Source organism: Arthrobacter crystallopoietes (assembly GCF_017603825.1).
GTDB classification, from domain to species: domain Bacteria; phylum Actinomycetota; class Actinomycetes; order Actinomycetales; family Micrococcaceae; genus Crystallibacter; species Crystallibacter crystallopoietes_B.
The window spans coordinates 680,639-703,709 of the sequence record NZ_CP072014.1; the positions used below are offsets into that span (position 1 = coordinate 680,639).

A 23,071-nucleotide genomic window follows, 5' to 3' on the forward strand; every position below is an offset into this window, starting at 1 on the left:
CGACACACTGCAACCCACTGCAACCCACCCATCGGCATGCGCCCGCTGTGGTGGAGGCGCTTGGTACTACTTAGCCGTGCTCGACGGCCATGTTCGAGAAGCGTGAATAGTGGCCTTGGAAGCCGACCACGATGGTCTTCGTCGGGCCGTTACGGTGCTTGGCCACAATCACGTCGGCTTCACCTGCGCGAGGTGACTCTTTGTCATAGATGTCCTCGCGGTGCAGGAGGATGACCATATCCGCATCCTGCTCGATCGAGCCCGATTCACGAAGGTCGGAGACCATGGGCTTCTTGTCCGTACGCTGTTCGGAACCACGGTTCAACTGCGAGAGCGCAATCACGGGAACCTCGAGTTCCTTAGCCAGCAGCTTGAGCGCACGCGAGAACTCGGAAACTTCCTGCTGGCGCGATTCCACGCGCTTGCCGGAGGACATCAGCTGCAGATAGTCCAGGACCACCAGTTTGAGGTCATGGCGCTGCTTAAGACGACGGCACTTGGCCCGGATTTCCATCAGCGACATGTTGGGGCTGTCGTCGATGAACAGCGGAGCATCGTTCATGCGGCCCATAGTGGTGGCGATCTTGCCCCACTGCTCGTCCTTGATGGTTCCCTTGCGCAGGTCCTGCAGGCCGATGGTTGCCTCGGCGGAGAGCAGACGCATGGCGATCTCGTTCCGACCCATTTCCAGGGAGAAGAAGACCGTCGTCATGTTGTTTTTGATGGCTGCGGACCGGGCAAAATCCAATGCGAACGTCGATTTGCCCACAGCCGGCCTGGCCGCGATAACGATCATCTGTCCGCCGTGCAGGCCCTGGGTCAGTTCGTCGAGTTCGTAGAAGCCGGTGGGAACACCCGTCATGCCTTCGCCGCGATGGCCGGCGGACTCGATCTCGTCGACCGTGCCTTCAATAATGTCCTTCAGCGCGACATAGTCTTCAGCCGTGCGGCGCTCGGCCACTGTGTAGATCTCGGCCTGCGCCTGGTTGACGATATCGTCGACTTCGCCATCCTGCGAGTATCCGAGCTGGACAATCTTGGTTCCGGCATCCACCAGCCGGCGGAGCACAGCACGTTCACGCACGATCTCCGCGTAGAAGCCGGCGTTGGCAGCAGTGGGGACGGACTGGATGAGGGTGTGCAGGTATGCGGGTCCGCCGATGCGCGAGATTTCGCCGCGCTTGGTCAGCAGGTCGGAGACGGTGACGGCGTCCGCAGGTTCGCCGCGGCCATAGAGGTCGATGATGGCCTCATAGATCGCTTCATGCGAGGGTCGGTAGAAGTCGACGCCGCGCAGCACCTCGACGCAGTCGGCGATGGCGTCCTTGGACAGCATCATGCCGCCGAGTACTGACTGTTCGGCTACCAGATCCTGAGGCGGGGTACGTGCGAAATCCGGTTCCCGGCCAGCCTGGGCGGAGTCGGCATGTACTAAAGTCACCGCTGCCTGCTTTCTCTACTAAAACGACAAACCGGGCAATCGCATCCCGCCTCGCCCGTTGAAACGGGTATATCAGCCGCCTCCGACGCTTTCCGCTGCTCCCGGTTGAGGGCACGAAAAACTAGAGACCGGATCGCGGTCTGTTGAGGGATACTCCGCAACGTTAGCCCTCTATCCACACAGAACCAAGCGAGTTATCCACCGGCTCTGTGGATTAATTGTGGATTAGGCGGCGTGTCTTGTGCACAGCCTGTGTGTACAACTGTGGATAACAAAGTTAACTTGCGAGTAACATGGCTCTGACCTGCGGAAACTTTTATTCCCCTCTGTGGATTAAAAGATTTTCTGTGGACCATTCATCCACACCGCTCGTGTTGACAGATGCCTCACATAGCCCTACAAGCTGCTTATTCACGTCGTTATCCACAACGTTTTCCACGCGCGGACCGCAACGGTGTGCCCACCCTGCGCCACTGACGTGCGTCGTTACCCATCCGGCCTGAAAACGGAAAATCCCGCCCCACTTTTAGTTGGCGGCAGTCTCGGGCGGAAGGCTGCTGCCCCTCTGGTTGTGCCCGTAGGATTGATCACATGGAGCTTTTCCTGATCCCTCTGCTGATTCTGGTTGTCGTCGTTGTGCTCGGCCTGCTCCTGTTGAAAACGGCCAAACGCAGAGCCGCACCCACCAACGACGGCGGCGCAACCGGCCGCCGGCCCAACCTGACTGCGGCGCCTGCTACCTCCAAGGAGCATTCCGAGCAGGCCAGCAGCCGGCTGAACCAGCAGCAGCACACGGCTGTCTACTCCGCTATCGCAAGGGGTGATGCGCTGCGGGCGATCAAGGACTACCGGGCTGCGACCGGAGCCGGACTGCGCGAAGCCGCTGCCGCCGTCGCAAATATGTCCGCACACCCCCAGCCCTACACTCCCCCGCCAGGGCCCAAGCCGAAGGATGGTCCCGACACCGCCCAGCCGGAGTCGGTCGGCCCTACCGAGAGGAGCACCGCTTCAAAACCGGATACTCCTCCTGAACCGCTCGCCACTCCGGAGTCAAGCGCCGCTGCCGACGCCTCGGCTGCCCGCGCAAGCGTCACTCCGGCCACGGGCTACCGTTACCGGGCCATCGTCTCCAAGGGCGATGAGATCAGGGAAATCGCGAGTACCCGGCTCAATGACGAGGTCTTTGCCAGGATCAGGGCGAGGGCGCTCGACGGCGACAAGGAAGCCGCGGTCCAACTGCTGATGGAACACTCGGACGCGTCCCAGCAGGAAGCATCCGGTTTTGTGGAACTCATCCACGACGAGCCCCCGGCCGGAGCCCCGGAAGGCCCCTGAGCCCTTCTCGCGGAAGTCACCCATCTGACAGACTGCCCCCATGGCTGAAAACAAGACTGCGCCCACCACTGAATCCGCCGACGACTTTGTGAATGCTGTGGAGCATCCCGTCCGGCGGGCGGACGCACAGGTGTTGCTGGACCTCTTCGAGGATCTGACGGGCCAGCCGCCAGTCATGTGGGGGCCGTCCATCATTGGCTTCGGCAGTTACCACTACCAATACGCCAGCGGTCGCGAAGGTGATGCTGCCGCCGTCGGTTTCTCCCCGCGCAAGGGCACCCTGGCGCTCTACGGACTGACCTATGCGCCCGGGTCAGCGCCGCTGCTGGAGGGGCTGGGCAAGCACAAGACCGGGGCGGCCTGCCTCTATGTCAACAAGTTGGCAGACGTGGACCTCGCGGTCCTCAGGGCGCTGATCAGCCTCGGCTACAAACACATGACGACTGCGGTCCACGAGTCGCTGCAGAGCCGGTACTAGCCGGAGCGCAGTCAGAGGCTAATGGCGCAGGCACTGGATAAGGAGCGGCGCGAGGCCTAAGCGGCGGCACAGGGGCTAACCGGCGAGCAGCCATACCCACAGCCACACCGGCGGCACGGCGCAGACAATCCCGAGGATCAGGCCGATTGCGGCCAGCCGGCGGGCATGGGTTCGCCGGGCGAGTGCGGAAACCGCCAAGGCCACGCCGCCCAGCGCGAACATGAGCACAGGCAATGCCACGAGCGGAGCCAGGATCAGTCCGGCTCCGCCGGTCGCGGCGGCGTAGATCAGGACCAGGACCAGCAGGAGCGCGGCGAGTCCCGACGAGACGAGCGCCCAGAGCGCGGTGCGGGAACGGTTCCGGGAAGTTTGCGCAGTAGCCACCCGTCTATTGTCCGGTGCAGGACCGCGGCAGGGCTAATCCGGCCCGGTGCAGCGCGTCTGGCCCTTACAGCTCCACCGTGCCGCGGATGACGGTCTGGACGTCGCCACCGACCCAAACGTCGCCCTCTTCGGCCCGGATGTACAGCCGCGCATCCCGGCCCAGCCTCGACCCCTGCCGAACGGTGTAGTTGGCCGGAGCGGCGCCCTCGCCGATGAGCCACTGTCCCAAGGCGGCGTTCAGGCTCCCCGTTGCCGGGTCTTCGGCAGGAACCGCTTCGAAGCCCATCAGCCCGCGTACCTCGAAACCGACCTCGCTGCCCGCCGGATAGGCCCCGATAAGCCCGACGCCGAAGGGCGAGAGAGCGGCATAGTCCGGCTCCACCTCGAGCACTGTGCGGGCATCGGTGAGCTGGAGTGCCTGCCAGCGGGGGCCGTTGTCCGCCCACTGATGACGAACGACGGCGGAGCGCTCCAGCCCCAGCGCGGCACAGATCCGGTCAACATTTTCCTCCGGCAGCTCACCCGTACGCACCCTTGGCGGAGCAGCGAAAGCCAGCCTGCCGCCGTCGTTCTTGAGGTTGATCAGACCGGCTTCGCATTCCTGGACGAGGCCTTCATCGCTGCGTGGACTACCGCCGTCCTGCAGCCAGACGGCGGCGCTGCCCAGAGTCGGGTGCCCGGCGAAGGGCAGCTCTTCGCTTGGCGTGAAGATCCGCACCCGGTAGTCTGCCCCGGGCTGCGTCGGCGGCAGCAGGAAAGTGGTTTCGGAGAGATTGGTCCAGTTCGCGAAGCGCTGCATTTGCTCGGCGGAGAGGTCCTCCGCGCCGGCGACCACCGCCAGCGGATTGCCGGTTCCGGGACCAGTGGTAAAAACATCAATCTGGGAAAACGCGTGGGTACTCACGTCCGTAGCCTACTCGGTGCGGCGGACCGATGGCCCTGCGCAGATCGACTTCGGACCGCTCAGCGTTCCGGGTGGAGGGTCTTGCTCCACAAGACGGTGCCCCGGGCATTGCGCAGGCTCACCGTGAAGGCGTCGTCGCCGTCGAGCTCCACGTGGCCGAAGAACTGGGCCTCTCCGGACCGCGGCGACTGGTTGGTGTAGCCGGCCTGCGAAAACACCACCTCCGGCCCGAAGGTCATGTCCATCTCGTTCGGCCCGAAACTGCCAGCGTTGATGGGTCCCGCGACAAACTCCCAGAACGGGTCGAAATCCTTGAACGCTGCCCGTTCCGGCGCGTAGCGGTGCGCCGCGCAGTAGTGGACATCGGCGGTCACCCATACGACGTTCTTGATGCGGTTGTCCTTGAAGGCTTTAAGCAGCCTGGCCAGTTCCAGTTCGCGGCCGAGCGGGGCGCCGTCGTTGTTGTTGGCAATGCTCTCCTGTGCCTTGCCGTCCGGAACGATGATGCCCAGCGGCAGGTCGGCCGAGATGACCTTCCACGTAGCCTTGGACTTTTTCACCTCGTGGATCAGCCACTGCAGCTGCTCCTCGCCGAGGATGCTGGTGGCCTTTTGCTCCAGCCCGGCGGTGTTTTCGCCCTTGTAGGTGCGCATGTCCAGCGCGAAAACGTCCAGTTGCGGCCCGCGTTCGATCTTTCGGTAGATCCGCGCCGGCTCGAAGCCTGTGGTGCCCTTCCTCGTGGCGCGGCTGTCGGTAATCGGCATGTACTCCTGCCAGGCCTGGCGGCCGCGGACGGCAAGCGTATCGATGTCGCGGACGGTGTAACGCGGGTCGTCGATGACCTCGCCGTGCCACCAGTTGTTGTGCGTCTCGTGGTCATCCCACTGGGCGATTACAGGCACCTCCGCGTACATGGCGCGAAGATTTGAGTCCATCATGTTGTAGCGGTGGCGGCCACGATATTCGTTCAGGGTTTCGGCGACCTTGGAGACCTCTTCGGTGACCAGGTTCTTCCAGATCCGGCCGTCCGGCTCCACGACTTCCGTTGAGATGGGCCCGTCGGCGTAAATCGTATCGCCGCAGTGGATAAACAAGTCAGGGCGGGTCTCGTGCATGGCCCGGTAGCCGAGCATGCCGCCGATCTCTTCGTTGATGCCGGTGATTATCTGTATGGCCGGCTGTGTCTCCGGTCCAAACGAAGCTCTGGCCTCGTTGGGGCTGGGGGCCCCGGCCCAACGCACCCGGCCCGTCCGGCGTCGTGAAGGAACCATGGACAACCTCGCCCGGCACACCGCGTTCATCCTCGAAGCGCAGCGACAACTGGAACCGGCTGCCGGAGGGCAGGTTGCGCGCGTCGATCTTCGCGGTGAAGTCCGACTCCTCGGTGGCCCAGCCGCTGCGCAGCACGCGCTCGAAGGCACCCTTGCCACGCAGGACGCGGCCGTCATCGTCGGTTGTGCGCAGAGCGGCGATCAGCCGGCCGGGGCCGGAGGCGCGGGACCAAAGGACCGCGGACCTGCTGGTGACATCGCCGGTGGCAATACCGCTGGGCAGCGTCAGCCGCTTGCGGACCAGCGGAACGCCACCGGCCGAAGGACGGGAAACGGCCGACGCCGGCGCGGCACCGGCGTCGGCGACGGTTCCGGCTGCGGCGACGGTGCCGGCTGCGGCGAAGGCACCAAGGACAAGGGAACGGCGGGAAATTTCAGGCATGGCCCTACTGTGAACGGGCGGTCTGACGCACTGGTTGCCTGGGTGTGAACGTACGGTAAGCGTCCAGCGACGGGACCATGAGCCGGTACGCCCAGACATGACAAAGGACCTCCACCCGAGAGGGGCAGAGGTCCTTCAGCAAAATGTCCGGTATCACCGCACGCGGCTCAACCAATCATCGGGCTATTAGCCTGCAACGACCTGGAGGTCGATGACAGCGGCTACGTCCTCGTGCAGACGGACGTTGGCCTGGTACTTGCCAACCGACTTGATGTGCTCAGGCAGTTCAACCTTGCGCTTGTCGATGGCGCCCAGACCTGCAGCCTCAACGGCTGCTGCAACGTCTGCGGGCTTGACGGTACCGAACAGGCGTCCGGACTCGCCGGCCTTGACGGTCAGCTTGACCGGCTTGGCGGACAGGGACTGGGCCTGAGCCTGAGCATCTTCCAGGGAAGCGTGCTCGCGGGCTGCGCGGGCAGCCTTGATGGACTCAACCTGCTTCTCGCCGCCCTTGGACCAGGCCAGAGCGAAGCCGCGGGGCAGAAGGTAGTTACGGGCGTAACCGTTCTTTACCTCGACGACGTCACCTGCGGTACCGAGACCGGTTACTTCGTGGGTCAAAATGAGCTTTGCCATGTTTGTACTCTCCTCTTCGCTTCGCTTAGCCGCGGCCAGCGCCGGAGTAAGGCAGCAGAGCAACTTCGCGGGCGTTCTTGATTGCCAGTGCGATCTTGCGCTGCTCCTGCACGGTTACACCAGTAACGCGGCGGGCGCGGATCTTTCCGCGGTCGGAGATGAACTTGCGCAGCAATGCTACGTCCTTGTAGTCGATGACGGTGACGTCAGCGGCCTTCAAGGGGTTGGACTTTGGTTTGGGCTTACGGAGTTCAGCCTTAGCCATCGTGGAGCTCCTTTATCTAGTGGAGCCCGCAGAACGTTTCTGCGGGATGGGGTGTTTTGTTTAGAAGGGCGGTTCGTTGGAGTCAGGACCGTTGCCCCAGCCGCCGGCGTTGCCGCCGCCTGCCGGCGCGCCCCAGGGGTCATCCTGAGGTGCGGACTGCGGAGCGGATTGCGGTGCTCCCCAGCCCTGGTTCTGGTTTCCGCCGAAGCCACCGCTGTTGCCGCCGCCGAAGCCGCCCTGGCCACCGCCGGAGCGCTGGGTGCGGGTGACCTTTGCGGATGCATAACGCAGCGAGGGGCCGATTTCGTCGACCTCAAGCTCCATCACGGTGCGCTTTTCGCCTTCTTTGGTCTCATAGGAACGCGACTTCAGTCGCCCCTGAACGAGCACGCGGGTGCCCTTGGTCAGGGTCTCGGCGACGTTCTCTGCAGCCTCACGCCATACCGACGCGCGGAGGAACAGGGTTTCCCCGTCCTTCCATTCGTTGGACTGGCGGTCAAAGGTCCGCGGCGTGGAAGCAACGGTGAAGTTTGCTACTGCCGAGCCTGACGGAGTGAACCGGAGTTCCGGATCGTTGGTGAGATTACCAACGACGGTGATTACGGTTTCGCCTGCCATACTGCCTCCTGATGTCCTGATCCGCGGATTGTTGATGTCCGCGGTTCTGCGTTCTGAAGAGTGGAGCCGGTGGGGCTCCGAAGATCAAAGCTGAAATTACTCAGCGGAGATCTTCTGCTCCTCCGGGCGGATGATCTTGGTGCGCAGGATGGTCTCGTTCAGACCAAGCTGACGGTCAAGCTCAGCTGCGGTTGCGGGGGTAGCGGTGAAGTTAACCACTGCGTAGATGCCTTCGGACTTCTTCTTGATGTCGTAGGCAAGACGGCGGCGTCCCCAGATGTCGACCTTGTCGACGGTGCCACCGTCGGTGCGGATGACGTTGAGGAACTTGTCGAGCTGAGGCTCTACGGTACGCTCTTCGACCTCGGGGTCGATGATTACCATCAGTTCATAAGCACGCATTGTGAACCCACCTCCTTTGGGCTAGACGGTCACGGTATTTCCGTAACAGGAGGTTCTATTGCGTTGTCCGGCCGCAGAACCACCGCAGACTCTTTTTAGGTGTTTTGGTTATTCTCACAGAAAAAAGCCGGTGGCAACGCCAGCACAGACTCATCAAGCTTACCGGACAGGTGGGCCGGGGAGTTAATCCGCGGATTGGCGCCGTTCCAGGCCCGGCTTCGGCGCGGCTGTCTAGTCCTCCACAGCCGGTCGGTCAGCGGCCGGGCAGGCCCGAAACGTCGACCACTTCGCAGCGCTGGACCCACCATTTCTCGCAACCGACCGTGACGACGGCGGTGCCGGCGTCTCCGTAGCCGGTGTCGAAGTCCGTGGTGACCTCTACGACGGACAGCTGGTCCAGCTTCTCGATCCGGGCCGCGTGCTTGATCTCGTAACTGCTCAGGAGCTGGCCGTCCAGATAGGCGGTGGCGCTGATCTTGGACTGTTCGGTGGCCGAGTTCAGGAAGGCCAGGTGGTTCATCACCACCACGGCGAGCACCGCCACGACGGCGAGGGCCACAAACGTGAAACCCAGGGCGGCGGCAAGGTTGCGGCCGACCGAACGGGTCTTGCCCGCGGCGGATTCACCGTCTTCCTCGTGGACCCGCTCATCCAGCTCTTCCAGATTCATGTCCCCCAACACCTCTTCCAGTAGAAGGCCACCTTATCCCGGGACCGGCGCGAAGTGGATGGGAAAAGTCGGGGAACACCGGCGAAGGTCAGTAATCCAGTCCCTGGCTCGGGACCACCAGGCCTGTCTCGTACGCATAGACCACGGCCTGCACCCGGTCACGCAGGTGCAGCTTGCTAAGGATCCGGCGGACATGCGTCTTCACCGTGGCCTCGGAGAGGAAGAACTTATGCGCGATCTCGGCGTTGGACAGCCCCTCGGCGATCGCGGAGAGCACTTCGCGCTCCCGCGGCGTGAGGTCATCGAGCAGCGGATCGCGCTGCGGCGCCAGGGCGGGGCTGGCATCCTGCGGGAGTGCCCGGACGTAGGTTTCCAGCAGGCGCTGCGTTACCCGCGGAGCCACCACGGCGTCCCCGCTGGCCACTAGCCGCACGGCGTGGACCAGCTCGTCCGGCGCCACGTCCTTGAGCAGGAACGCACTCGCCCCGGCCTGCAGCCCGGCAAAGGCATATTCGTCTAGATCGAACGTGGTGAGGATAATGATCCGGGCACACAGTCCGGCCGCGGTGATCTGCCGGGTGGCCTCGATACCGTCCAGCACGGGCATGCGCACATCCATCAGCACCACGTCCGGCTCCAGCTTCCGGACCAGTTCCAGCGCTTGTGCGCCGTTGGACGCCTCGCCCGCGATCTCGACGTCGTCCTCGCCTTCGAGGATCAGGCGGAATCCCATGCGCAGCAGCGGCTGGTCATCGACCAGCAGGACCCGGATGGGACCGCGCTGTGCCGCCGGCTTCGTTGCTTCAGTTGGTTCCGCGCATTCCTCAGCCATGTGCAGGCTCCTCCCCCGGCCAGTACAACGTTGCTTCAACCATCCAACCACCATTGGGACGCGGGCCGCAGTCCACCGTGCCGTGGTAAATCGCGGCGCGTTCCCGCATGCCGGTAATGCCCTGCCCTGCGCCCAAGGACTTCACCGGCGCCGGGGCATGCCCGTCGTCGGTTACCCGGATGTTGACCACCGAGCCCGCGCGGGTGATGTCGACCTTGACCTCGCTCAGTCCGCGGGCATACCGCAGCACGTTGGTCAGTGACTCCTGCACAATCCGGTACACGGTCAGCTTGAAGTTCCGGTCCTCCGGCAGCACCGGCCCGCTGGTCACCACGCGCAGCGGCAGACCGGCGGCGCGGAAGCCCTCGATCAGCTCCATCAGCTCGCTCCCGGCCGGCTCCAAGGGTGCGGCTGCCTGGGCGTCGTCGCGCAGCACGCCCAGCACCCGGCGCATGTCGGCGAGCGCGGTGCGGCCGGTCACGGAGAGCTGGTCGAGCACGTCCGCGGCCCGCGCCGGATCCCTTTTAACGACGACGGCGGCGCCATCGGAGAGCGCGATCATCACCGACAACGAGTGGGCCACCACGTCGTGCATTTCGCGTGCGATGCGGGTGCGTTCGTTGGCTGAGGCCAGCAGGGCATTGTCGGCGGCCCAGCGGCGCAGCTCCTCTTCGTGCTGCCGGTCGCGCCTGATAGTGATCCCGATGCCGGCGGCAATGACATTGAACAACATGATGACGACGCCGGAGATCAGCCCGATGTAGGGCGGCAGCTCTCCGGAGGCGATGCTTTCGGCGATTTCGGCGGGCATGCTGAAGCCCATGGCAACCAGCAGCGGGGCCCCGGCGAGGACGGCCGCCACCAGCGCGTGCAGTGCCCGGACGGTGGTGGCGACGGTGTAGACGGCCAGCCACATGCCGATGGAGCTGCTGCCGGTACTGGTGAACAGCACGGTCAGCACGTCCCCGACGACCACGGCCGCCAGCACCAGCCAGGGGAAATGCCGGCGGAACACCAGCGCCGTGGAGGCGCCCAGCAGCAGGATCAGCGGCAGCCATTCGCCGATGCCGATGCTGTAGATCGCGTTGCCCAGGCCGAACAGGAAGTTGGCCACGACCAGCAGCCAGTCCATCGCCACTGGGTGGGCATGGAAGTAGCGACGGAAAGGCCCCCGCCGTTTGGAAGATATCTCAGCGAAGGAGACGGCGGCCGTTCGCTCCGCCGCCTCCCTCGCTGAAGTCTGTGTGCTCATGCTGGTGAGCTTATCCCCGGGCCTAGACGTCCCGGCTCTTGGTGGTCACCGCGGCCGCGGCGAGCAGGACCGCGGTCCAGGCTGCCATCACCAGCCCGCCCTGCAGCTGGGTCAGGTCGCCGTCGGCAATTTCCAGCGCGAGTAGCTGGCGGCCGGCGTTGGAGGGCAGGTAGGGCACCACGCCGTCCTGGATCCAGTCGAACTGGAGGATGCTCGCCACAATGGGCAGCACCAGCAGCAGGGCCACCAGCGTGACGATCCCGCCGGCGCTGTTGCGCAGCAGCGACCCCAGGGCCAGACCCATCAGGGCGACCAGCGCCAGGTAGACACCGGAGAGCAGCAACGACTGCACGAAGTTCTCCACGTCCAGCCCGTAATCCAGTCCGTAGCTGGCCAGGATGGGCTGGCTGAGGAAATACGTGGCGAAGCTGGAGACAATACCGACGACGGCGGCTACCGCAGCAACGACGACGGCCTTGGCTGCCAGCGGGGAAAGGCGGCCCGGTACGGCGGTCATGGTGGAGCGGATCATGCCGGTGGAGTATTCGGAGGCGATCAGCAGCACGCCCAGGGCGCCGATGATCAGCTGGCCGAAGTCGATGCCGCCGGTGGCCATCATGTAGAGCATGGACTCGTCCATCCCCATGGCCGCCGGGTCCTGCCCGCTTTCGCGGATGGACTCCATGCCGGAGCCCATGCCCCAGGCGCCGAGCAAGCCGATGCCGATCATCACGAGAATCGTGGTGGCCAGCAGGATCCAAGTGGAGCGCAGCGTGGTGAACTTGATCCACTCCGAGTGCAGGGACCGGACGAAGTTTACGCCGCTGCCGGTGGCGTGGGCCGGCTTGTTCATGGTTGCAGTGCTCATGGCCTTACTTTCCTTCCCGGCCGGTGCCCGCGGGGGCCAGCTCGGCCGGCGGTGCCGGTTGTTCCGGCAATCCTGTCTGCCCTGGCTGCGCTTGCTGTGGGGTCTGGGTGTCGATGTTCTGCGAGTGGTATTCCACTTCGTCCTTGGTCAGGTCCATGTAGACCTCTTCCAGCGAGGCCTGCAGCGGGGTCAGTTCGTAAACCAGCACCTGCTGTTCCAAGGCGGTCCGGGCGATGTCGCGGGGGTCCACGCCGGTGATTTCCAGCAGCGCCGTGTCGCGGGTGTCCACACTGACGCCGGGAGCGGCGAGCGCACGGATCAGGGCCTCCGGGTTGTCCGTACGGACGCGCGAGCGCACCTGGTTCTGGCTGTTGAGGAAGTCCTGCATGCTGGCATCGGCAATGATCTTGCCGCGGCCGATCACCAGCAGGTGGTCCGCGGTCTGCGCCATTTCGCTTATCAAGTGCGAGGAGAGGAACACGGTGCGCCCTTCGGCAGCGAGGGAGCGCACCAGGTTGCGGACCCAGAGCACGCCTTCGGGATCAAGCCCGTTGACGGGCTCGTCCAGAATGATGGTCTGCGGGTCCCCCAGCAGCGCGGCGGCGATGCCCAGCCGCTGGCCCATGCCGAGCGAGAAGCCGCCCACCCGCTTCTTTGCCACGGCGCCGAGGCCGGTCAGTTCGATGACCTCCTGCACACGCTTCGTCGGGATCCCGTGCGTGGCGGCCATGGCACGCAGGTGGTTGTAGGCGCTGCGGGAGCTGTGGACCGCCTTGGCGTCCAGGAGCGCGCCGACTTCGCGCAGCGGCGCCTTGTGCGCGGCGTAGTGCTTGCCATTCACTTTGACGTTGCCGTTGCTGGGCCGGTCCAGACCCATGATCATGCGCATGGTGGTGGACTTGCCCGCGCCGTTCGGGCCAAGGAAGCCGGTGACTTTGCCCGGCTGCACGGTGAAGGAGATGCCCTGCACAGCAGGTTTCTTGCCGTACACCTTGACCAGGCCGTGTGCCTCGATCATGTCTGCCGTCCTTAAAGTTTGGGGTTGCGGGCGTAAGAAGATTCCCGCACCAACTACGCTACGGGGCGGGGACGTCGGCGTAACCGCACTGCAGGATGATCTTGGCCGCGGCCCGCGTAGTCCTTGAGGATTACAGGGCCGTCCGCGGGAGGCCGGCCAACGGTCTGGACCGTTTTCGCCTTAACGCCGGACGGGCTCCTGTTCGCGCGCGGCGGGGGCGGTCAGCAGCGAGGCGACCATGAGCACGGCCACCGCGAGCAGGGCGTTCCGGATGCCCACATGCTCACCCAGGAAGCCGAGGAACGGCGGGCCGGCCAGGAACGCGACATAGCCCAGGGTGGAGACCACCGAAACGCGCTCGGCGGCGAAGGCCCGGTCATCGGCCGCCGCGGACATCCCCATCGGGAAGCCCAGCGCGGCACCCGCGCCCCAGAGGACCGCGCCGAAGACGGCAAGCGGCACCCCGGGGGCGAGGACGAACACCAGCAGGCCCACCAGCGCCGTCGTCATGCTCACCCGCAGCACCAGGACGCGGCCCCAGCGGTCGATGAACCGTCCGCCGACCAGCCGCAGCAGTGTCATCGAGGCCACGAAGATCCCGAACAGCACCGCGCCGATGGCCTCGGACGCGCCCAGCCCGACCACGGTGGCCTGGGCGATCCAGTCGTTGGCGGCGCCCTCCGTCAATGCCGCACCCAGCACCAGCACACCGATCAGTACGGTGCGCGGTTCCCGCCAGGCGGCGAACTTGCCGCGGCGCGGTGCGCCGTCGTCGTCGTTAGGTTGTTCCGGCGCGTGCGGCAGGAAGTATCTGGGCACGGTGAGGACGGCGACGGCCACCAGCACGGCCATGAACAGCAGATGCACCGCGAGCTGGATCTGGAGGACGGAGAGCGCCGCCCCGATCATCGCGCCGACGAAGGCGCCCAGGCTGAAGGCGGCGTGGAACTGCGGCATGATGGTGCGCAGCAGGCGGCGCTCGACGTCGGCCCCCTCGATGTTCTGCGCCACATCCCACCACGCGACGCCGACACCGTAGACAAACAAGGCCGCCGCGGCCCCGGGGACGGAGCCCGCGAAAAGCGCCATGGCCAGTCCGACGGCGGCGACTGCCGCCACGGTGCCGCCCGCGCGAACGGTGTTGGCCGTGCCGATGCGCGCCGAAATCGGACCGGCAAGGGGCAGCGAGACCACCGAGCCCAGCCCGAGTGCCAGCAGCAGGGCCCCGATCTGCCCGGCGGAAATCTGCAGGGCGGAGGCGGCGGCGGGAATCCGGGCGGCCCAGCTGGCGAAGACCAGTCCGTTCAGCCCAAAGATGATGAACGTGGCGTACTTGGCGCCGGCAACGGAACCGGGCTGCCTCATCGCTGGCGGACCACGCGTTCTTCGTCCCAGACCGGCGCGTCGCTCTCGTAGACCTTGCCGTCGGAACCGAAAACCAGGAAGCGGTCGAAACTGCGGGCGAACCAGCGGTCGTGGGTGACCGCGAGGACCGTGCCCTCGAACGCATCGATGGCGCGCTCGAGCGCCTCGGCCGAGTGCAGGTCCAGGTTGTCCGTGGGCTCGTCGAGCAGCAGCAGGGTGGCGCCGGAGAGTTCCAGCAGCAGGATCTGCAGCCGGGCCTGCTGGCCGCCGGAGAGCGAGTCATACTTTTGCTCCGCCTGCTGCGCCAGCCCGTAGCGGTCCAGCACGGCGGCCGCTGCTTCCCGGCCCAGGCCGGAGCGGTGTTCGTCGCCGCGGTGCAGGATGTCCACCAGGGTGCGGCCGAGCAGGTCGGGGCGGACATGGGTCTGCGCGAAGAAACCCGGCCGGATCCGGGCGCCGAGCTTGACGGTACCGGTGTGCGGAACCTCGGCAATCTCGACCTCGGAGACCGGCAGGTGCTCCTTCTCCGGATCAGTACCGCCGCTGGCCAGCAGTCGCAGGAAGTGCGACTTGCCCGAGCCGTTGGAGCCGAGCACGCCGACGCGGTCGCCGAACCAGATCTCGGTGCTGAACGGCTTCATCAGGCCGGTCAGCTCCAGCTTGCTGGCGACGATGGCGCGCTTGGCCGTGCGGCCGCCCTTGAGCCGCATGTGCACGTTCTGCTCGATCGGCACCGCCTCCGGCGGACCGGCCTCGAGGAACTTCGCCAGCCGGGTCTGAGCCGCGTGGTAGCGGTTGGCCATGTCGGAGCGGAAGGCAGCCTTGTTCTTGTACATGTTGACGAGTTCCTTGAGCTTCACGTGCTCCTCGTCCCAGCGCTTGCGCAGCTCCTCGAAGCGGGCATTGCGGTCCGCGCGCGCCTGCAGGTAGCTTTCGAATCCGCCGCCGTGCACCCAGGCGGTGGCGCCGAGCGCACCCGGTTCCAGCGTGACGATCCGGTTGGCGGCGTTGGCCAGCAGCTCCCGGTCGTGGCTGACGAAGAGCACGGACTTTTTGGATTCGTTCAGTTTGCCTTCCAGCCAGCGCTTGCCCGGCACATCCAGGTAGTTGTCCGGCTCGTCGAGCAGCAGCAGCTCATCCGGGCCGGAGAACAGTGCCTCGAGGACCAGGCGCTTCTGCTCGCCGCCGGAGAGGGTCGACGCCGCGCGGTGCTGGGCGCGGTCAAAGGGAATCCCGAGCGCGGCCATGGTGACTTCGTCCCACACAGTTTCCAGCTCGTAACCGCCGGCGTCGCCCCAGTCCGCGATCGCTTGGGCGTAGCGCATCTGGGTGGGCTCGTCGTCGTGCTCCATCATGGCCAGTTCGGCCGAATCCACTGCCTTGGCGGCGGCCGCGAGGGCAGGGGGCGCGGCGCCCACCAGCAGGTCCCGCACCGTGGTGTCGTCCCGGACCTGGCCGACGAACTGGCGCATGATGCCCATATTGCCGGAACGGCTGACGCCGCCCTCGTCCGGGGTCAGGTCACCGGCGATGATGCGCAGCAGGGTGGTCTTGCCGGTGCCGTTCGGCCCGATGAGAGCGGTTTTGGCGCCGTCGCCGACCTTGAAGCCGACGCCGTTGAGCAGCTGGCGTCCGTCGGAGAGGAAGAAGTCAATATTGGTCACGTCAAGATGGGCCACCGTTACAGTGTGTCACTTCCGGCGGGCGACTTAGACATTGCACAGGTTCGGCCGAAGTGGCGCGCGTCACGCGGCGGAAACGGCGCCGGACAGACGAAATGGCTCAAAGTCAGGCCTCCCCAAGAGCCAACTCACTTCGAGCCATTTCGTATCTGCAGCCGCGAATATCCAGTGCTATGCACCGCAGCCGGGTCTCCCCAGCCGCCCCCAACGGACTAAGCTGCTGCCGGATCCGGGCCGGTTTCCCGTTCCGCTTCCAACACAATCAATTGTGCTCAGCCATGGAGCGTTTGACCAGCGATAACCACCCCAGTTAGGAAAAGCTAGGGTGGCTGTGGTTCGGCACGGTCCCGCCGCGGAGGCCGGAAGCGCCGTGGCTGCCGGTGGGTGCGGGCATGCCCGTACCCTGCGCGGCAGTTTATCGTTACATTTAAGAGAGCAGCTTCGCTCCGGCCCAGCGAGCGTCACCCATCCCAGGAGGAGCCATGGAACCGAGAGCCATCGAAGGCGACAAGGCCACCCTGGAGCTCACCCAAGACGGGATCCTGAACCTGCGGTGGACCGAAGGGGTGCGGATCGAAGCCGAGGACGCCCACGCTGCGATGCGGGAGGTCAACAACCTCTCCGGCACCAACGAGCATCCGATGCTGGTTGACATGGCGACCACGCAGTCCGTGAGCCGAGGTGCCCGTGCGGTCTTCTCGATTCCCTGCGCCGCCAACCGGATAGCGCTGCTGGGCAGATCCGCCGTGGACCGGGTGATCGCGAACTTTTTCCTCGGCGTGCACACCCCGCCGTGCCCCACGCGGTTCTTCAATTCCCGGTCCGAAGCCATGGCCTGGCTCGCTCAGGGGCAGGACACGAATCACGACGGCGCCGCTGGCTGAAGCCGCTGCTCCGCAGGCTGAACGAGTGCCCAGTCCGCGCTTATTCGCGGGTGTCGACGAGGCCGGCGAGCGCCTTGCGCGAGGAGATGCCCAGCTTCGAGAAGGACCGGGACAGATGCCACTCCACGGCCTTGATGGTGATGAACAGTTCCGCGGCGATCTGGCGGTTGGTCATGCCCTTGGCAGCCAGCGAGCAGACGCGGGTCTCCGCGGCCGTCAGGCGGTCCGCCTTGTTCTCCGCGATCAGCGGCAGCCGCGCATCATGGGCGGCCAGCAGTTCGGTCATGCGCCGCGCCACCGAGGCCGCGCCGATGCGGTTGCCCAGCACCAAGGCCTTGCGGCCTGCCGCCAAAGCCTCCTGCCGGTGCGCTGACAACATTTCCGCGTCCTCCCCCGCAAGGCAGATCTCGGCCAGATCCGCCAACGCGAGTGCCTGGTCGTAGCGCCCCTCGTTCGCTTCCAGCAGGCCGATGGCCTCGCGGAGCATCAGCACGGCGGTTTCCGGTGGCTGCGCGAGCGCCGCTACCCGCAGCGTCATGCCGGTCAGCCGGGGCGCACCGAAGGCACGGACCTTCTCCAGTGCCTCTTCGGCCACCGCCGCGGCGTACTCCCTCTGGCCCAGCCGGACCGCGCTTTCCACCGCACTCCGGGTCCAGGCACTCAAGGTGGGTCCAAGCCCCACGGCCAGGTCCATTGCGGCCGTAAAGTGTTCCAGCGCGGACTTGTGGTCGCCGTGCGCCGCCAGCACGGTCCCGTGCAGCTGCAGCGCCATCGCTTGGACCAGCGGAACCCGTTTTTCTTCCAGCGGGACCTTGGCCAGCAGGGCATCCGCTGCCTCCAGGTCATCGCGCGCGATGTAAACACTGGCGAGCACGAACGCGGCCACTTCAATGTAGGTGCGCCAGCCGGCGTCCGCCGCGCGCATACTGGCTTCCAAGTCCACCTGCGCCAACCGCAGCCGGCCGCGGTTCAGGTGGATGGACCCACGGCAGTAGGCCAGGGTGGCGTGCGCCATCAGTGACGATTTGGCCCGCGCTTCGGCAATGGCTGCGTCCAGCAGCTCCAGGGCTTCCGCGTCCCGTTCGGCTCCGTTGAGGGCGCCGGTCAAGAAGTTTATGATGCTGGACTCTGCCCCGTTTTCGGACAGGATGAGCCCGCCGGCGTAGCCCCGGACCGCCAGCTTCCCGCTGTGCGCAGCGTCCGTGCCGCTGATGGTCAGGCGCAGAGCCTCTTGCGCCAGCAGCAACCGGTCCCCCGGTCCGTCCTGGGACGGATCCTGGTTGAGGATTCCGGCGAGCTCCGTCGAATACTGCGAGGCGATCTGCAGTTGCTGGAAGCCAGCACCCGACGCCAGCGCAATCACCCGCCGTCGTAAATCGCCATGGTCACCCGGGTCGTTTTCCAGTTCCTTCAGCGCCTTGCCGAAGCACTCCGAGGCTCGTTCCACCTCGTTCATGTCGTAGAGCACTTCCGCGTGGCCGACCAGCAGCTCCACCCGGCGGACCGTTCCTTCGGTCAGTTCCAACGCGTCCTCGGCGAGCCGCGCTGCGGTTTGCGAATCGCCTGCGCCCTGATGCGCGTAGGTGGCCTCGATCAGGAGCTCCTGCCGCAGGCGGTCCGGCAGGGTGGACTCCTGCAGGGCCCGGTCGGCCAGCTGGGCGGCGAGAGCGTAGGCACCCTGGCGTCTTGCCTGCGCCGCAGCGGCCAGCAGGATCCGGGCGCCGTCCTCGTCACCGTCCGGCAACGTCTCCAGCAGATAGTTGGCGATCAGGGCAGGCTGTGCGCCTTCGGCCATCAGGACGCCGGCCGCGCTACGGTGCAGGGATGAAACCTCTTCCTCGCCCAGATCCGCCAGCAAGGCTTCCGCCACGAGTGCATGCTGGATGGCAGGCCGCGGCTTCACCGAGGCCAGAAACCGCTCTTCCTCCAGCCTGGCCAACGACTCGTTCAATTCCGCGGTCCGCAGGTCCAGCATGGCCTTCAGCCGCGCAATGCTGGCGTCCACGCCGAGAACGACGACGGCGCCGAGCACGTTTCGGTCCAGCGCCCCGAGCCGGTGCAGCCGGCCGCGCAGCACGGCGGCCTCATTGAGCGAGGCTTCGGCGGGCTGGGCCAGCGGATGGTCCCGCTCCAGTAGTTCATGGATGAAGAACGGCACTCCGCCGCTGGCGGCCTGGACGCGTGCCGCGTTGACCTGCGCGTGGCTTTCCTGCCGCTCCAGAATCCAGTTCTCAATGGCCTTCTGGCTCAGCGGCTCCAGCTGCCAATGCAGGGGGACACTGGTGGGAACGTGAGGATCGTGGTCCGAAATCCTTTCCCCTTCCAGCAATGCGCTTGTGTCGATGCCTTCGGGATGTTCGGCGCCGGGTCCGGTCCGGACGCCTCGCAGCAGGAGCACTGGAACGTCGATCAGCAGGCTGCCGATGTCAAGAAGGGCACCGAGGGAGAGTTCGTCGAGCCACTGGGCATCATCGACGACGGCGATGACGGGCCGGTCCTGGCTCCGCGAGCGCAGCACCCACGAGGCCGAATAGCTCAGGGCGCCGCTCTGGGCCGGAACGCCGGTGGTGGTCAGGAACTTGTGCAGCAGCGCGCCCTGGCCGTCAAAAGGCGGCGCGTCCGCGGGCAGCCGCTGGGCAAGCGGGGCAAACCACTGCCACAGCATGGCACCGGGCAGCTGCCGCCGGGCATCCCCGCGGGCCCGCAGGATCTTCCAGTCACGGGCTTGGGCATCGCGGCAGATTTCGTCCAGCAGCGAGGTCTTGCCGATCCCCGCCGGTCCGCTGACCGTCAGCTCCGTGTTGCGTCCGGACGCGACAGTGTCCGCGAGGGTCCGCCACTGAGCAAGTTCGCGGTCCCGACCGAATAACCGTGTCTGCCCCATCTTTCGATCCTACGGCCGCACCAGGACATTTACGACGGGGCGGACCGAAAGTGACAATACGGACGCCGGATTAACCCGCCGCCGGCTCCGCGACGCATTTGTTGCGCAGCTCGCCGATTCCCTCGATCCGGGTCACGAGTTCGGCGCCGACCGGAATCCACTCACGGGGCTTGCGGGCCAGGCCGACGCCGGCCGGGGTGCCGGTGGCGATGATGTCGCCCGGTTCCAAGGTCATGAACTCGCTGATGTAGGAGACCAGCTTGGCGCAGGAGAAGATCAGATCCGACGTCGTGCCGGACTGTTTCATGACGCCGTCCAGCTCGCACTCCACGGCCAGGCCGTCCTCCGGGTCGATTTCGTCCGCCGTGACGACGACGGGGCCCACCGGCGTCATCCGGTCCCAGTTCTTGCCCTGGAACCACTCGGACGTCCGGCCCTGCCAGTCGCGCACCGAGACATCGTTCATTACGGTGTAGCCCAGGATGGCGTCCTTGGCTGCGGCCTCGTCCACTTTGCGGATCGTCTTGCCGATCACGATGGTCAGCTCGGCCTCCCAGTCGATCTTGCGGCTGGCTTCGGGCATCTGCACGTCATCGCTGGGACCGACCAGCGCGTTGTGCATTTTGGTGAAGATCGTGGGGTGCTTCGGCACGTCCTGCCCGACTTCTTCGGCGTGTGCGTAGTAGTTCAGCCCGGCGCAGAGGATCTTGCCGGGGCGCAGGATGGGCGTGTCCAGGTCACCCGCAGCCGGTTCCTGCCCTGCTTCGCCGGCAAGGGTGCGCCAGTCTTCGCGCAGCAGGAGCTCGCCGACATCCTTGGCCGGAAGGAAGGTGGTTGCACCGTTCTCCTGCCGGAACGCCTGCGTTGTCCCGTTCCGCCGTACTGTACCCAGTCGCATCCATACCTCCTGCGGGCAGCTGCACACCGCCGTCGTCCATTGTATTTGCGGGTGATGCCCGCTCCTCCGCACAATATATCGCTTTCGCACGGAAGCCCTGCAGGAAGCGGCCGGGCCCGAACGATAACGGGTCGACAAGATTTTGCGCCTGCCGGGTCCAAAAACGGCCGGGAGGGTTCATAATGGTCCAACTCGGTGACAGGAGGGCCGTCATGTTATTCCTTTCGACCTCAGAAGCCCTGCTCTGGCCGCAACTGAGGAAACTGGAACCGGGACAACGTATGCGTCTTCGCCGCGGCGTCGTGATCGGGCGGGCCCGGGACGGGAGGGCTTACCTGGACGGGGCCTTCCGAATGCTGGTAACCGGCCCGTCTGCCGAACCTTGCGGCCCCTGGTGCCGGCTCGGCTCGGTGGCCGAAGCCGGCGTGCAGGAGGATGATTCGCAGGACGCGCGGGCGTCCTAACCGTCATCCTCGTTCCGGCGCCGCGCGAGTCAGCCCGAACGGACAATACGGCGTTTGATGGCCTCGGCAATGGCGGCGGTGCGGTTCTCCACGCCGAGCTTGGCGTAAATATGCACCAGATGGGTCTTGACGGTGGCCTCGGAGATGAAGAGCTTGCGGGCAATCTCCTTGTTCGGCATGCCGGTGGCCAGAAGTTCCACCAGCTGGACCTCGCGGGCGCTGAGCGCGGGCTCGGGGTTGCGGATCCGGCCCATCAGGCGGGCCGCGACTTCGGGGGCCAGCGCCGTCCGGCCGGCCGCGGCGGCGAGGACGGCTTCGCGGATCTGCTCCGGCGGGGCGTCCTTGAGCATGTAGCCGGCGGCTCCGGCCTCCACGGCGGCGAGGATGTCCGCGTCGGTATCGTACGTGGTCAGGATGAGGACCGGCGGGGCGGCCTTTCCGGCGTCGCCGTTGGCCTTGATGCGCGTCGTCGCGGTCACCCCGTCCACGCCGGCGCCCATCTGCAGGTCCATCAGCACCACATCGACGGGCTCACCGAGGGTGGCCAAGCGGTCGAGCTCCTCCAGCGCGGCAGCCCCGTCCGAGGCCTCGGCCGCCACGGTCATGCCTTCGAAGTCAGAGAGCATGGCGCGCAGGCCGGCGCGCACCACGGGATGGTCATCGACCAGCAGAATCCTGATCCCGCTCACCCCCGCTCCTCCCCCGGGCCGGTCCGCAGCGGCAGCCGGATGGCCACCACCGTTCCCTCACCGGGCGCGGATTCCAGGTCGAGCCGGCCGTTCAGCGCGGCAACCCGTTCGCGCAGCGTCAACAGCCCAAAGCCACCGCCGCCGTCGTACTTTGAAGGATCAAACCCCACGCCGTCGTCGTAAATATCCAGTGTCACGTCCTCGTCCAGAAACCCCAAAGTGACGACGGCGGTGCGCGCCTTCGCGTGCGCCAGCACGTTCGCCAGGCTCGCTTGCGCCGCCCGGAGCAGCGTGACCTCATACGGCGCGGGCAGCCGGACGCTGTCGCCGTCGAGGTTAAAACGGCAGCGCAGCTGGTCCCCGCGCGCCGCGGCCTGCCGCTCGGTGGCCGAACACAGCCGGACCAGGCTGTCGGCCAGGGCGCTGGCGCCGTCCTCGCGCGGTTCCAGTTGCGGGGAGGACAAACCGCGGATGAAGCTGCGCGCCTCGGCCAGGTTTTCCGAGGCCGTGGACTGGGCCAGCCGGATGCGCTCGGCCGCCGTCGTGGTGTCGCCGGCATCCAGCGCATTAGCGGCACCGCGCGAAACGAGCACAATGCTGGACAGGCCTTGGGCGAGGGTGTCGTGGATTTCGCGGGCGAGCCGGGCGCGTTCGGCGAGCACCCCGGCGTCGTGCTGGGATTGGGCCAGCTCGGCGCGGGTCCGGCGCAGCTCGGCGAGCGCACGGCGCTGGTTCTCGCCATCGAGATACAGGGCCCGGTAGGCCATGGCCATGAACACGGCGAACACGGCCCCCACCATCGGACCGATCAGCATCGCCGGCTCCAACCAGCCGTTGTGCCACCACTGGGACAGGATCACGACGCCGGTCAGCATGGCGACGGCGAACACGGCGTGCGCGGTTTTGAGCACGTGCAGGTGCAGAAAGAAGAGCGGGAACGCCAGCCAGACAAAGTTGCCGCTGACCGCCGCGAGCGCCACCCAGAGGACGGTCACCAGCGCCAGCCAGGCCGCCCCGTAGCGGCGCGGATCCGGGCCGGTCCCGGTGGTGCTGTGCCGCTTCTCGACGATCGTTCCGGCGAGGTAGACCCCGGCCAGCAGGAGTCCCAGCAGCAGGGCCAGCCAGCTCAGCGGTGCGTGCGGGGCGTTGATCAGTGTCAGCACCACGGCGAAGGCGAGCAGACCCGCGAAGCCGGTGTGCAGCCCGATCCGCAGCACGCGCAGCACCAAGGCACCGGCCGACGGCTGGACGGGTCCGGGCGCGGGCTCGGTCGGGACAGACATGCTCCCAGCGTAGCCACCACTCGGGCAGCGGACATCAACCATTCGACTGACTGGGGAATCAACCTTCCGCCCGCCGGGGATCAACCGCTTCCGCGATGTGCCCGCG

Annotated in this window: 22 protein-coding genes and 1 pseudogene; 4 read left to right on the top strand and 19 right to left on the bottom strand. The window is 66.1% G+C overall.

The features are described from left to right. Positions 1–70: 70 nt before the first annotated feature. The gene (gene dnaB / locus J5251_RS03275; protein WP_139005594.1) at positions 71–1,441 is read right to left on the bottom strand and encodes a replicative DNA helicase; all 1,371 of its coding nucleotides are present in this window, start codon (positions 1,439–1,441) and stop codon (positions 71–73) included. A gap of 591 nt (positions 1,442–2,032) precedes the next feature. On the opposite strand from dnaB, the gene J5251_RS03280 reads away from it, so the two are divergent. Both J5251_RS03280 and J5251_RS03285 read left to right on the top strand, forming a co-directional pair. Next, a complete protein-coding gene (locus J5251_RS03280; RefSeq protein WP_208575161.1) occupies positions 2,033–2,776 on the top strand; it encodes a hypothetical protein in 744 nt (247 codons plus the stop codon). Between the two features lie 40 nt (positions 2,777–2,816). Beyond that, entirely contained in the window at positions 2,817–3,254 is a 438-nt protein-coding gene (locus tag J5251_RS03285; RefSeq protein ID WP_208575162.1) for a DUF1801 domain-containing protein, read from the top strand. 75 nt (positions 3,255–3,329) lie between these two features. On the opposite strand, the gene J5251_RS03290 is transcribed toward J5251_RS03285, so the two are convergent. From J5251_RS03290 to J5251_RS03355, 14 genes and pseudogenes are all read right to left on the bottom strand, one after another. Continuing rightward, positions 3,330–3,638, bottom strand: a complete 309-nt coding sequence (locus J5251_RS03290; RefSeq protein WP_208575163.1) for a hypothetical protein — start codon at positions 3,636–3,638, stop codon at positions 3,330–3,332. 64 nt (positions 3,639–3,702) lie between these two features. Then, positions 3,703–4,542 carry a PhzF family phenazine biosynthesis protein gene (locus J5251_RS03295; protein ID WP_208575164.1) on the bottom strand — a complete coding sequence of 280 codons (840 nt, stop codon included), beginning with the start codon at positions 4,540–4,542 and terminating at the stop codon, positions 3,703–3,705. A gap of 59 nt (positions 4,543–4,601) precedes the next feature. After that, a pseudogene (locus J5251_RS03300) lies at positions 4,602–6,255 on the bottom strand (alkaline phosphatase D family protein). Positions 6,256–6,441: 186 nt separating this feature from the next. After that, positions 6,442–6,891, bottom strand: a complete 450-nt coding sequence (gene rplI, locus J5251_RS03305; protein WP_074700463.1) for a 50S ribosomal protein L9 — start codon at positions 6,889–6,891, stop codon at positions 6,442–6,444. Between the two features lie 25 nt (positions 6,892–6,916). Beyond that, the gene (rpsR, locus tag J5251_RS03310) at positions 6,917–7,156 is read right to left on the bottom strand and encodes a 30S ribosomal protein S18 (RefSeq protein ID WP_026543915.1); all 240 of its coding nucleotides are present in this window, start codon (positions 7,154–7,156) and stop codon (positions 6,917–6,919) included. 60 nt (positions 7,157–7,216) lie between these two features. Next, positions 7,217–7,774: a single-stranded DNA-binding protein gene (locus J5251_RS03315; RefSeq protein ID WP_074700462.1), complete on the bottom strand. Its 558-nt coding sequence runs from the start codon at positions 7,772–7,774 to the stop codon at positions 7,217–7,219. A gap of 96 nt (positions 7,775–7,870) precedes the next feature. Further along, positions 7,871–8,176 (bottom strand): 30S ribosomal protein S6, encoded by a 306-nt coding sequence (gene rpsF, locus J5251_RS03320; RefSeq protein ID WP_074700461.1) that lies wholly within the window; start codon positions 8,174–8,176, stop codon positions 7,871–7,873. Between the two features lie 253 nt (positions 8,177–8,429). Continuing rightward, positions 8,430–8,846, bottom strand: coding sequence for a hypothetical protein (locus J5251_RS03325; protein ID WP_208575165.1), 417 nt, complete (start codon positions 8,844–8,846; stop codon positions 8,430–8,432). A gap of 88 nt (positions 8,847–8,934) precedes the next feature. Continuing rightward, the gene (locus tag J5251_RS03330; RefSeq protein ID WP_208575166.1) at positions 8,935–9,678 is read right to left on the bottom strand and encodes a response regulator; all 744 of its coding nucleotides are present in this window, start codon (positions 9,676–9,678) and stop codon (positions 8,935–8,937) included. Then, a complete protein-coding gene (locus tag J5251_RS03335) occupies positions 9,671–10,930 on the bottom strand; it encodes a sensor histidine kinase (protein ID WP_139005602.1) in 1,260 nt (419 codons plus the stop codon). The genes J5251_RS03330 and J5251_RS03335 overlap by 8 nt, the downstream gene beginning before the upstream one ends. Before the next feature lie 22 nt (positions 10,931–10,952). After that, on the bottom strand, positions 10,953–11,798 hold the full coding sequence (locus tag J5251_RS03340; protein ID WP_139005603.1) for an ABC transporter permease subunit: 846 nt from the start codon (positions 11,796–11,798) through the stop codon (positions 10,953–10,955). 4 nt (positions 11,799–11,802) lie between these two features. Then, positions 11,803–12,816, bottom strand: coding sequence for an ABC transporter ATP-binding protein (locus tag J5251_RS03345; RefSeq protein WP_208575167.1), 1,014 nt, complete (start codon positions 12,814–12,816; stop codon positions 11,803–11,805). A 180-nt stretch (positions 12,817–12,996) separates the two neighbouring features. Next, positions 12,997–14,181 (bottom strand): MFS transporter, encoded by a 1,185-nt coding sequence (locus tag J5251_RS03350; RefSeq protein WP_208575168.1) that lies wholly within the window; start codon positions 14,179–14,181, stop codon positions 12,997–12,999. Beyond that, positions 14,178–15,860, bottom strand: coding sequence for an ABC-F family ATP-binding cassette domain-containing protein (locus tag J5251_RS03355; protein WP_208575169.1), 1,683 nt, complete (start codon positions 15,858–15,860; stop codon positions 14,178–14,180). Before J5251_RS03355 ends, J5251_RS03350 begins: the two co-directional genes overlap by 4 nt. Positions 15,861–16,345: 485 nt before the next feature. Here J5251_RS03355 and J5251_RS03360 point away from each other — a divergent pair, with 485 nt between their 5' ends. Continuing rightward, the gene (locus J5251_RS03360) at positions 16,346–16,747 is read left to right on the top strand and encodes an STAS/SEC14 domain-containing protein (RefSeq protein ID WP_208575170.1); all 402 of its coding nucleotides are present in this window, start codon (positions 16,346–16,348) and stop codon (positions 16,745–16,747) included. Positions 16,748–16,787: 40 nt separating this feature from the next. On the opposite strand, the gene J5251_RS03365 is transcribed toward J5251_RS03360, so the two are convergent. Together J5251_RS03365 and J5251_RS03370 are read right to left on the bottom strand one after the other, a co-directional pair. After that, positions 16,788–19,631, bottom strand: a complete 2,844-nt coding sequence (locus J5251_RS03365; protein WP_208575171.1) for a helix-turn-helix transcriptional regulator — start codon at positions 19,629–19,631, stop codon at positions 16,788–16,790. Between the two features lie 70 nt (positions 19,632–19,701). Further along, positions 19,702–20,529 carry a fumarylacetoacetate hydrolase family protein gene (locus tag J5251_RS03370; protein ID WP_208575172.1) on the bottom strand — a complete coding sequence of 276 codons (828 nt, stop codon included), beginning with the start codon at positions 20,527–20,529 and terminating at the stop codon, positions 19,702–19,704. A 212-nt stretch (positions 20,530–20,741) separates the two neighbouring features. Between J5251_RS03370 and J5251_RS03375 the strand changes: the two genes are divergently transcribed. Beyond that, positions 20,742–20,993, top strand: a complete 252-nt coding sequence (locus J5251_RS03375) for a hypothetical protein (RefSeq protein ID WP_139005610.1) — start codon at positions 20,742–20,744, stop codon at positions 20,991–20,993. Positions 20,994–21,022: 29 nt separating this feature from the next. Here J5251_RS03375 and J5251_RS03380 read toward each other — a convergent pair whose 3' ends face one another. Together J5251_RS03380 and J5251_RS03385 are read right to left on the bottom strand one after the other, a co-directional pair. Next, a complete protein-coding gene (locus tag J5251_RS03380) occupies positions 21,023–21,682 on the bottom strand; it encodes a response regulator (protein ID WP_208575173.1) in 660 nt (219 codons plus the stop codon). Continuing rightward, positions 21,679–22,965 carry a sensor histidine kinase gene (locus J5251_RS03385; RefSeq protein ID WP_208575174.1) on the bottom strand — a complete coding sequence of 429 codons (1,287 nt, stop codon included), beginning with the start codon at positions 22,963–22,965 and terminating at the stop codon, positions 21,679–21,681. The genes J5251_RS03380 and J5251_RS03385 overlap by 4 nt, the downstream gene beginning before the upstream one ends. Positions 22,966–23,071: the final 106 nt, after the last annotated feature.

Coding starts and splice junctions, on each gene's coding strand:
- J5251_RS03280 (WP_208575161.1), top strand. CDS start 2,033: ATGGAGCTTTTCCTGATCCCTCTGCTGATTCTGGTTGTCGTCGTTGTG.
- J5251_RS03285 (WP_208575162.1), top strand. CDS start 2,817: ATGGCTGAAAACAAGACTGCGCCCACCACTGAATCCGCCGACGACTTT.
- rplI (WP_074700463.1), bottom strand. CDS start 6,891: ATGGCAAAGCTCATTTTGACCCACGAAGTAACCGGTCTCGGTACCGCA.
- rpsR (WP_026543915.1), bottom strand. CDS start 7,156: ATGGCTAAGGCTGAACTCCGTAAGCCCAAACCAAAGTCCAACCCCTTG.
- J5251_RS03315 (WP_074700462.1), bottom strand. CDS start 7,774: ATGGCAGGCGAAACCGTAATCACCGTCGTTGGTAATCTCACCAACGAT.
- rpsF (WP_074700461.1), bottom strand. CDS start 8,176: ATGCGTGCTTATGAACTGATGGTAATCATCGACCCCGAGGTCGAAGAG.
- J5251_RS03325 (WP_208575165.1), bottom strand. CDS start 8,846: ATGAATCTGGAAGAGCTGGATGAGCGGGTCCACGAGGAAGACGGTGAA.
- J5251_RS03330 (WP_208575166.1), bottom strand. CDS start 9,678: ATGGCTGAGGAATGCGCGGAACCAACTGAAGCAACGAAGCCGGCGGCA.
- J5251_RS03335 (WP_139005602.1), bottom strand. CDS start 10,930: ATGAGCACACAGACTTCAGCGAGGGAGGCGGCGGAGCGAACGGCCGCC.
- J5251_RS03340 (WP_139005603.1), bottom strand. CDS start 11,798: ATGAGCACTGCAACCATGAACAAGCCGGCCCACGCCACCGGCAGCGGC.
- J5251_RS03345 (WP_208575167.1), bottom strand. CDS start 12,816: ATGATCGAGGCACACGGCCTGGTCAAGGTGTACGGCAAGAAACCTGCT.
- J5251_RS03350 (WP_208575168.1), bottom strand. CDS start 14,181: ATGAGGCAGCCCGGTTCCGTTGCCGGCGCCAAGTACGCCACGTTCATC.
- J5251_RS03360 (WP_208575170.1), top strand. CDS start 16,346: ATGGAACCGAGAGCCATCGAAGGCGACAAGGCCACCCTGGAGCTCACC.
- J5251_RS03365 (WP_208575171.1), bottom strand. CDS start 19,631: ATGGGGCAGACACGGTTATTCGGTCGGGACCGCGAACTTGCTCAGTGG.
- J5251_RS03370 (WP_208575172.1), bottom strand. CDS start 20,529: ATGCGACTGGGTACAGTACGGCGGAACGGGACAACGCAGGCGTTCCGG.
- J5251_RS03375 (WP_139005610.1), top strand. CDS start 20,742: ATGTTATTCCTTTCGACCTCAGAAGCCCTGCTCTGGCCGCAACTGAGG.
- J5251_RS03385 (WP_208575174.1), bottom strand. CDS start 22,965: ATGTCTGTCCCGACCGAGCCCGCGCCCGGACCCGTCCAGCCGTCGGCC.